Source organism: Pseudoalteromonas sp. APC 3691 (assembly GCF_030408135.1).
Taxonomy (GTDB): Bacteria; Pseudomonadota; Gammaproteobacteria; order Enterobacterales; family Alteromonadaceae; genus Pseudoalteromonas.
Window position 1 is genome coordinate 65,964 of sequence record NZ_JASDCB010000013.1, and the last position, 10,233, is coordinate 76,196.

Sequence of the window (10,233 nt, forward strand, 5' to 3'; positions counted from 1 at the left end):
AGGCATTACCATGTTACAAAACAACCCTGAATTAAAAAGTAAAATTGACCAGCTATGGAACAAATTTTGGAGTGGTGGAATTTCGAATCCACTAACCGCCATAGAGCAAATCACTTATCTGTTGTTTATGAAACGCCTAGATGAAATTGATCAGAAAAAACAAGCTGATGCTGAGTGGAACGATGAGCCGTATACTTCAAAATTTGAAGGGCAATGGATACCGCCTGAATACCGTGCGCGTAAAGATGATTCAGATACTGACGACGAATGGCAGAAAAAACTAGAAGATGAAAAACGTTATGCCATAGATAAAGGTAATTTACGCTGGAGCGAATTTAAACGCATGCAAGCCGAAGACATGCTGCAACATGTGCAAAACAAAGTATTTCCGTTTTTAAAAGACTTAAATGGTGGCGAGTCTAACTTTACTCACCATATGCGCAACGCGGTTTTTATTATTCCTAAACCTGCATTATTGGTTGAAGCGGTAAAAACCATTGACGAAATTTTTGTGATTATGGAGAAGGATTCACAAGAAAAAGGCCAAGCTTTTCAAGATATTCAAGGTGACGTTTATGAGTTTTTGCTATCAGAAATAGCAAGCGCGGGGAAAAATGGCCAATTTAGAACGCCACGCCATATCATAAAATTAGTCGCTGATTTAGTTCAACCTAAGCTAGGCGATAAAATAGCCGATCCCGCTTGTGGGTCTGGTGGTTTCTTACTCGGTGCTTACCAATACATCATCACTGATTTAGCTAAAAAAGCAGGCGCTAAAGACTTAACGCCTGATGAGGACGGCTTTACCCGTACTTCTATTGCTGCAGGCTTAACGGAAAACGCCCAAAACATATTGCAAGCCACATTACATGGTTACGATATCGACGCCACTATGGTGCGTTTGGGTTTAATGAACTTAATGATGCACGGGGTGAATGAGCCGAATATTGACTACAAAGACACCCTAAGTAAAAGCTACCTAGAAGAAACCGAATACAACATCATCATGGCTAACCCGCCCTTTACTGGCAGTATTGATAAAGGTGACATCAACGAAAACTTAACGTTATCGACCACCAAAACTGAGTTATTGTTTGTTGAAAACATCTACCGCTTACTGAAAAAAGGTGGCACCGCTGGCGTTGTTATTCCGCAAGGTGTGCTGTTTAGTTCAGGCAAAGCGTTTGTTGAACTGCGTAAAATTTTAGTTGACCGTTGTGACTTAAAAGCTGTGGTTACCCTTCCAAGTGGTGTGTTTAAACCTTACGCTGGTGTCAGTACCGCTATTTTGTTATTTACTAAAGTATGGGGAACGAAAGATACCGTTACCGAGCCAGCGACTAAGCATACTTGGTTTTATGAAATGACCGCTGATGGTTATTCGTTAGACGATAAACGCGCTAAGCAAGAAGGTTATGGTGACTTACAAGAGATTATTACTAAGTACCATACTCGCAATGCCGAAACCGATTGTGAAGACCGTATTATTAGTGATACTCATAAATGCTTTATGGTGCCACGAGACGAAATTGCCAGTGATGACAATAATTATGATTTGTCTTTATCACGCTACAAGCAAGATATTTTTGAAATCGTGGAATACGAAAAGCCTGACATAATCTTAAACCGTCTGATTAAGGCTGAAGTCGGCGATATTGAAGACAGCGAACTAAACAAAATAGAAAGTGGGATTGTTCGAGAATTGTTAGAGCTCAAGGGGATGATCGGATGAGGCTTGAGAGATTATCTAATATCTTAGATATTACTATGGGCAAAACACCCGCAAGGAAAGATCCGAATTACTGGGGTAAAGGTCATAAATGGGTATCGATTCGAGATCTCAAGCAAAAAGTAATTACTGAAACCAAAGAAGAAATAACAGATTTAGCACTTAAGAAAACGGGTATTAAGCAAGTTGCTAAAGGGACGTTACTTTTTAGTTTTAAATTAACCATCGGTAAAATGGCCTTTGCGGGCACAAACCTTTATACAAATGAAGCTATAGCCGCATTTGTGATCAAAGATCCAAAAATATTAGACTCAAACTACTTATATTACGCCCTTAAATCAGCAAATCTAGTGGGCTCAAATCAGGCTGCAATGGGGAAAACGTTAAACTCGAAGTCACTAGCAGCAATTGAAATCCCTTTACCTGATGATATAAATGACCAAAAACGTATTGCTCATTTACTTGGTAAAGTTGAAAGTCTGATTAATCAACGAAAGCAAAACATTCAACAACTTAATGATTTATTGAAAAGCGTATTTTTGGATATGTTTGGCGATCCCAAAAGTAACCCACATAATTTTCCTATTAGAATACTTTCAAGTTTTTATGTTAACCCTAAAGAAGGAACTAAATGTGGCCCATTCGGAAGTGCATTAAAAAAGGATGAATATGTGAGTTCAGGGGTTTCTGTTTGGAATATGGATAATATTGACCCTAAAGGGAGAATGATTTCACCATTCAGAATGTGGATTACAAGTGAAAAATATGCTGATCTATCGTCTTATTCAGTAATTGATGGAGATATAGTTATTTCAAGAGCAGGAACCGTCGGTAAAATGTGTGTGGCGAAAATGAATGGAGTGCCATCCATCATTAGTACGAACCTTATCCGACTAAGATTTGGTAATGAGTTGAGGCCTCTTTATTTTGTATCACTGATGACATATTGCAAAAGCAGAGTGGGAAGGTTAAAAGTAGGGCCTGATGGCACTTTTACACATATGAACACAGGTATTCTTGATAAACTTGAATTCCCATACCCGCCATTAGAGCTTCAAGATAAGTTTGAAAATATTGTTAAAAAAACCGAAGAAATTAGAACCAATTACGAGCTAAGTTTAATAGATTTAGAAACTCTGTACAGCTCTCTAAGCCAAAAGGCATTCAAAGGTGAGTTAGATTTATCTAAGATCCCACTTCCTGATGAGAGTGAAGAAGTCCCTGATGATATGAGCTCTGTAGATCAAAATAATATGACTGAAAATAATAAAGAAAATTCAATACTTGGTTTTAGCCAATTTAATCCAGAGAGTATAAAAGATAACGAGATACGAAAAACACAACTGACTGAATGGTTTAATGAATGGCTTGAACATTATCAACAAGAAAGTGATTTAAATATTAATCACTTCTGGCAATGCATTGAATTTACGACGCAAGACTATGTAGATGAAAATGATGAGCCGTTAAAAATAGAGGTGAGTGATTATGATTATATTAAGGATGAGATTTTCGCTGCTATTAAAAGTGGCGTTATAAAACAGACGACTAATATGATTGAAACAGTTGTTGATGGTAAAACACAGCTAGCGCCCGGCAACCAAATACTATTAAAAAAACAACATTAAGCGAACTCACGGATGAAGTTAATCAGACTAAAAGTTACCGACCCTAAAGGTTTTCGAAGCCTGCAATCAGGTTTTGAACATCATTTTCGTAAAGCGTGGCAAATTAATGAAAAAGATGCACTTGCAGAGTTTGCCCCTTTCGTTTGTGCTGGTCCCAACGGCAGTGGTAAATCGAATTTATTAGAAGTACTTGCGGCTATTTTTTATCAGTTAGAAGTATTGAGAATACGCCGCAATTTTTTACCTGAAATTTTACAAGATAACGATCAAGACGATACTCTCAGTTCATTCGAACTTGACTACCTGATAAAAGTACCTAAAGACTTTATAAGCCCCGCTGGCCCTGAGTGGGCAAATGTTAGTGTATGGAAAGAATCAGGCACAACCGTGCGCTTTATTTGGAATAACCAAAGTGAATTTGAAACTAATAAAAATGAAGTGTTTTCTGGAGGGTACGCAGATATATTGTTACCCCAATATATTATCGGTTATTCATCGGGTGAAAATGAAATTCTCAGCTTACCATTCTTTAAAATGCGCTTTGTGCAATATGATGAATATTATCACGCCTTAAAAGAACAATTACCCTACGGGGGCTCACCTGAATCTCGCTTAATATATTTGGATAACAGCTTTAGCCAAGCAATTTTATTAAGTAACTTACTGTATCAAACAGATGAAACGCTGGCACCATTTCGTGAAGAAGTCGGTATCGAATCACTTAATGAGTTTCGTATTATTATTAAGCGAAAATTTACAGTATCAGCGGATATGGCTAGCGAATTTGGTGGCAACAACCCAAGTGTAAAATTTGATAGTGAAAACAATAGTTACCTAGTAGATTTAGTCTCGTTACTGGAAGCTGATGAAGCTTTGCAAAAAGAAATTTCAGAAGAATCAGAAAAAGAAGGTTCAAGTTCGATTAGTGCTTACGGTAATTTTTCACCAGCCATTACTCGCCTAAAACGTTGTGCTACTAGCTGGTTTGAAGATCATGAAACTGATTCGTTATATTTAGATTACAGTGTAAACCAAGCAACAAAAGATGCTTTTAAAAACAACTTCAATTCGGCCTTAGAGTTATTCCAAGCACTACAAGTATTGCTAACACTCAACCTTTATTCAGTAAGTGATAAATTAAAAGCGGAGTTATATCAATCAAACAGTCTTTACGTCAGTGAAACGGTTCCTAGCCTACCATCTGACGAGCGCATAATGCGTATTAAACATTTTTGGATAAGTAAAAAAGATATTAAAGAGCCTGTGCTATTAAAGAGTCTTTCCGATGGAGAGCATCAACTATTACATACCCTCGGCTTATGTATTTTATTTAAAAACACTAATAGTTTGTTCCTACTAGATGAGCCGGAAACCCATTTTAACCCGCAATGGCGTGCTAATTTCATCTCTCGTTTACGTCAAAGTTTTAGTGACAAGGATAGAGAGAACCATAACCAAGAAATCCTCATTACAACTCACACTCCTTTTCTTATTTCTGATAGTACGCCGGATAAAGTGCTGGTATTTAATAAAGATAAAGGCACTGGTGAAGTAGCTGTAAGCAACCCTGAATACAACACATTAGGTGCATCTATTAATAAGATCACTATGGCTACTTTCGATAAGCGAGAAACCATTGGTGGCCTTGCACAATCGTTATTGAATGCTTTTAAAGCTAGTTCAGAGCAGCAAGAAACTGATAAAAATCAACTAATAAAAGACATCAACAATAAACTTGGTGACTCCGTAGAAAAAGTTCTCTTGATAAAAACGATTCTCGACAGTATGGAGGGGGGTGACTAATGTTATTTCCCTATACCTATGTTCCTCATAAAATGGAAAGAATGCAGGAGTTTATCGATTATATTTTTATTGAAGTCTGGTGTAAGGCTCCGTCACTAGGTAATTTCGATTTGAGTTTGTTTGATAAAAATCGTGATTTAAAGGAATTAATGGTTAATTTTCTTTGGAGTGATGCTACAGGTGCAGATTTTTTTTATGGACACGTTGAACGGATTTACGGTTTATTTTCGACGCTAACCGTTGCTCAAATAACCGAACTTAAGCAATGGTATCAAAATAATAATGCTGTAGAGCAAGTTTGTCAGAATAACCCCGTTCTCGATATTGCCCGTTATGCCGATATACGAGTAGCTTATCCTTACAAGAAAGGCGATGATATTAAAGCTAGTATTTTTAAACAAATAGAATTTTTCTTCAAAGGCTTATATTCACAATCTTTACTTGGCTTAGCTGCAGTAAAAGAAAAAATTGGTGATATCGACGATCACTATAAAACTTTTATGACAACAAACTCGCTAGGTAAGTGTCCTTTCTGTGGTATTACCGACCTCTTAGGTGTGTATCATACTAAGCGTGAAGCTTATGATCATTATCTTCCTAAAGGTGTATATCCTTTTAATTCAATTAACTTTAAAAATCTGGTTCCTGCATGCCATCACTGCAATAGTAGCTACAAGACAACACACAGCCCCGCACATACACCTAAAGATCCTGCTGGCAAAATTCATCGACGTAAAGCGTTTTTTCCATATTCACCAAATCCCCATGAGATTGACATCAGCATTGAGCTATCGGCAACTCATGTAGACAATATTTTAATCGATGACATTCAAATATCTTTTGGGCCCAATAACATAAGTGAAGAAATTGAGACATGGAAAGATGTTTATGGAATTGAGGAACGATATAAGTTGAAATGCTCAAGTGAAACGGATGGTAAGGCTTGGCTTAATAGAGTGATGAATGAAAGGCATAATTATGAATTATCAATCGAAGCAATGCTTCGAGCTGAAATGAAAAGTGCACAGAATCAACCATATTCAGACAGTAACTTTTTGAAAAAAGCTTTTTTAATGGGGTGTCATAAAGCGGGTATTTTTGATGATTAATATTGTATTTAGACGAACTAAAGATTAATAAATATTTAGTACTGGCTTCTACCTCCAGCCGGAAAAACTCCCATACATCATTTGCCTTTGTTTATATCTATTGGTTATTTATTTTTAAGCTTTTTTAAGGCTGAATATTAGAAAGTTATCAGGGTAAAAGGTTTCATGATACATCTTTTTTCCGATATTTGGTGGTGACTGCTCAGATCGAATCTGTTTATTATTGAACAGCCAGTATAAAAGTCTTTTATACATTCAAATGTATATTTGCAATTCAAATTAATTTATTTACTTAAAAACAGTGCGAGTACAATCAGGGGTACCACCACCCAACATAAAACTTAATCTATTTTAAATCAATGGATTATACTTTTAAGTGCGGCATGATGTAATCATCCCCTAAACACCTAGCTCAAATAAAAACCCAGCTTCGGCTGGGTTTTTAGCTATTGGGCACAAATAAAGTAAAAGCCACAGGTGTGGCTAATTAATAAAATGACTTCGCGTATCCCTTTGCTTCTTAAATGCATGCCAAACCATACTCAGAGTTAATTTTATTTATTAAAAATTATTAAGGATATTAAGATGAATAAAAAACCTGAACTAATCATCTCATCACTCGATGCAGATAGATTGTATGACTTAATGGAATCATTGCCTGTAGGTAGCTTTGCTAATAAAGAAGAGTTGGAATCTGAACTGGCACGAGCAACAATAGTCGAACCTAAAGATATGCCATCGTCAGTTGTAACGATGAACTCAACTGTAAACTTTATTGTTGAGTCTTCTAAAGAAGAATTTACGTTAACCTTGGTGTACCCGAAAAACATTGACTCTAGCGGCGATAAAATATCGATATTATCACCCGTTGGTAGCGCATTACTTGGGCTAAACCAAGGCGATGAAATTGAGTGGCCTAAACCGAGTGGCGGCTTAATAAAGGTAAAAATAAAAGAAGTAACCTATCAACCAGAACGTGCTGGTGAATTACACAGATAAACACTTTACGCACTTAGTACTAAAAAATCGCTTTAAAGTAGACCCAGCCTCGGCTGGGTTTTGTTTTTTATTATAAAGCAGATTGATATTGTTTAATTTATACCCACATCTAAGTTACGTATAACTAAGATTTATATTAAATGGATTTATTAAATAATAACGGAATATTCATCTTCTTTGTTTTTGTTGCCCTTGTGACTGGGTTATTTTCATTCGTAGTTTGGGCTATGCTCAAAATGGTCACGTGGGGTAAAAGTATGTCTAAGGGGGCTTATTTATTTTTAGCATTCTTTCCGCTTATTTCTATTATTCCTATCCCACCGCCTACATACGAAAATGTACAAAAGCAAAACAAGAACAAAGAAAACGCAAAGAAGACCCAGGTGATCCACCCGATGATGATGAAGACGAACTCGCAAGTTAATTAATATCATATACTGCGGGCATATACCCTGCGTAATCGTTTACTAAATATGATAAAAAGCACATTTATTTAATAGTACGGAGTGAGCTAAACATGACTAACGTTCAACAACATATTGGCAGCATTGCATTAGTTGTTAAGGACTACGACGATGCCATTGAGTTTTATACTCAAAAGCTCAACTTTGAGTTAGTCGAGGATACTGATTTAGGAGATGATAAACGCTGGGTGTTAATTTCACCTCCAAATTCAAACGGGGCTAATTCAAACGAGACTAATTCAAACGGGACTAATTCGAGCAGGACTAATCTACTGCTTGCTAAAGCCACAACACCCGAACAGATAAGCGCTATTGGTAATCAAACGGGTGGTCGCGTGTTTTTATTTTTGCATACCAATGATTTTTAGCGAGATTATAATTTAATGCTTTCTAAAGGCGTTACATTTAACGAAAAACCTAGAGTAGAACCCTATGGCACCGTAGTGGTTTTTGAAGATTTATATGGTACAAAATGGGATCTACTACAGCTTAATAATTAGCAAGATAAAGTGACGCTTAAACTCGCGTCACTTTATTAACTAACTCTCTTACAATTGGGAATAAATCACTGGGTAGCATTCCCCTTTGCCCGTCTCGCTCACTTGCGATATCACCGGCTTTAGCGTGCAGTGTTACACCATAGCGTGCTGCTTCATCAATAGTTAAACCTTGAGCAAGTAATGCTCCAATAATACCGGTAAGTACATCGCCACTGCCGCCAACTGCCAATGCCGGGTTGCCATCTTCACATACCCACGTTTGCTCAGCGTTATCTATTAATGTTCCAGCGCCTTTTAATACACAAGTTGCTGTGTAGCGTTTGGCGCAAAGGCGAGCATAATTAAAACGATCAGATTCGATTTCGCTTGTGCTAACACTCAACAGTCGAGAGGCTTCACCGGGATGTGGAGTAAGTACGCATTGCTCTAACGTGTATGATGAAGCTTGCTTAGCCAGTAAATTAAGAGCGTCTGCATCTATAACCAATGGCATTTTATTGTTTTGGCAATATTGCATTACTTCATCGAATGTTTGTTGTGCCCACTCGTCTTGCCCAAGTCCTGGGCCAATAACAACGTAGCTTGCCCACTCTAGCGCTTGATGTAAGTTATTACTGCTTACCATAAGTTCTGGTCTGCCAATGCTAATAGGCGTTATTGAGCTTTCGTGTGTATACACTCTTACCATGCCAGCACCCGTTCTAAGTGCTGCTTCACTACTTAACCTAATTGCACCTGCAGTACCTTGATTGCCACCAACACATAAAAGTTTACCGTGGCTTCCTTTGTGACTATTGATTGCTCGCGTGGCTATTCCTTTAAAGCTATTGAAATTGACAAGGGTTCCTGAAGATTGCGCTATACAAGTAAATGCATCGCCAATTGCTAAATCATCAAATACTAACTTACCGCTATATTGTTTACCTGCTGTCGTTGTGAGCCCTTGCTTTATACCCACAAAGGTAACGGTTGAAGTCGCTTGTACAGCGCACCCTAAAGGCTGCCCTGTATTAGCCTCAATGCCTGATGGAATATCAATGCTTATTACGGGCTTACCACTGTTATTTACAGCCTTAATTATATTCGCAAAGTTATCACGCACTGCGCTTTTAAGCCCAGTACCAAGGAGCGCATCAATAACTATATCGCACTTATTAAGGGCATCTTTTGTAAAATGAGAAACGAGCCCACCCGCTTCAACCCATAACTGCTGCGCTTTTGCTGCATCACCGGTTAATACTTTATTAGGCTCAGCTGCGCATACTGTTACCTTTTTACCTGATTGCATAATAAGCCTAGCTACAACGTAACCGTCTCCAGCGTTGTTACCATGGCCAACAATGACTAATGTATGCCGTGCATCAAATAACTGCCATTGCTTATATACAGCCTCGCCTGCACGCTGCATTAGGGTAAATAAATCACAATGACTATTTTTAGCCGCTAAAGCTTCATTGTCTCTTACTTGTTGTGCGGTAAATAAGGTTTTATTAAGCATAAAGGCTCCTTTACCTGTCTCTTATACACAAATCCCTGCTAAGAAATTAGCGGGGATTTTTTTGAACTAAATCTCAATGTCATGATCAGATCTTCAAATCTTGTTTGAGGGCACATTATGATTAACGAACATACTCATTGGGCAAAACAACAATTCGGTAAATCGGACTTAGGTGATCCAAGAAGAACAGCGCGTCTGGTAAAGTTAGCATCAACGCTTGCAAATGAACCAGGAAAACCACTTGTAAACATCACTCAATCCCCCGCCGATATGGAAGGTGCCTACCGCTTTATTCGCAACGAGAATATTGACGCAACGGCTATAGCAGAGTCAGGCTTTAAAGCCACGGTTGAACAAGCAAAAAGTCATAACTTATTGCTCGCATTAGAAGACACGACCACACTAATTTATAAACATTCCTCCATTCGAGATGATTTGGGTCATGTCGGACGAGGAGCAAAACAACGAGGCTTGTTAGCTCATAGCATATTACTGTTTGCGCC

At 37.9% G+C, this 10,233-nt stretch carries 8 protein-coding genes and 1 pseudogene; 8 read left to right on the top strand and 1 reads right to left on the bottom strand.

The window, feature by feature from the left end:
- Window positions 1-10 precede the first annotated feature (10 nt).
- The 7 genes and pseudogenes from QL998_RS06500 to QL998_RS06530 all read left to right on the top strand — a co-directional run bounded on the left by QL998_RS06500 (window position 11) and on the right by QL998_RS06530 (window position 8,232).
- A complete protein-coding gene (locus QL998_RS06500; protein WP_290192342.1) occupies window positions 11-1,732 on the top strand; it encodes a type I restriction-modification system subunit M in 1,722 nt (573 codons plus the stop codon).
- Window positions 1,729-3,357 carry a restriction endonuclease subunit S gene (locus tag QL998_RS06505; protein WP_290192343.1) on the top strand — a complete coding sequence of 543 codons (1,629 nt, stop codon included), beginning with the start codon at window positions 1,729-1,731 and terminating at the stop codon, window positions 3,355-3,357. The genes QL998_RS06500 and QL998_RS06505 overlap by 4 nt, the downstream gene beginning before the upstream one ends.
- A 12-nt stretch (window positions 3,358-3,369) precedes the next feature.
- Entirely contained in the window at window positions 3,370-5,160 is a 1,791-nt protein-coding gene (locus QL998_RS06510; protein ID WP_290192344.1) for a restriction system-associated AAA family ATPase, read from the top strand.
- Entirely contained in the window at window positions 5,160-6,269 is a 1,110-nt protein-coding gene (locus QL998_RS06515; protein ID WP_290192345.1) for a hypothetical protein, read from the top strand. The genes QL998_RS06510 and QL998_RS06515 overlap by 1 nt, the downstream gene beginning before the upstream one ends.
- 585 nt (window positions 6,270-6,854) lie before the next feature.
- Entirely contained in the window at window positions 6,855-7,268 is a 414-nt protein-coding gene (gene rnk / locus QL998_RS06520; protein WP_290192346.1) for a nucleoside diphosphate kinase regulator, read from the top strand.
- Between the two features lie 140 nt (window positions 7,269-7,408).
- The gene (locus QL998_RS06525; RefSeq protein ID WP_290192347.1) at window positions 7,409-7,696 is read left to right on the top strand and encodes a hypothetical protein; all 288 of its coding nucleotides are present in this window, start codon (window positions 7,409-7,411) and stop codon (window positions 7,694-7,696) included.
- Between the two features lie 89 nt (window positions 7,697-7,785).
- Window positions 7,786-8,232 (top strand): annotated as a pseudogene (locus QL998_RS06530) (VOC family protein).
- Between the two features lie 16 nt (window positions 8,233-8,248).
- Here QL998_RS06530 and QL998_RS06535 read toward each other — a convergent pair.
- Complete coding sequence (locus QL998_RS06535) at window positions 8,249-9,730, bottom strand: NAD(P)H-hydrate dehydratase (protein ID WP_290192348.1); 1,482 nt, start codon at window positions 9,728-9,730, stop codon at window positions 8,249-8,251.
- 117 nt (window positions 9,731-9,847) lie between these two features.
- Between QL998_RS06535 and QL998_RS06540 the strand changes: the two genes are divergently transcribed.
- Window positions 9,848-10,233 (top strand): transposase DNA-binding-containing protein (locus tag QL998_RS06540; protein ID WP_290192349.1); only part of this gene is annotated, 386 nt, incomplete at its 3' end.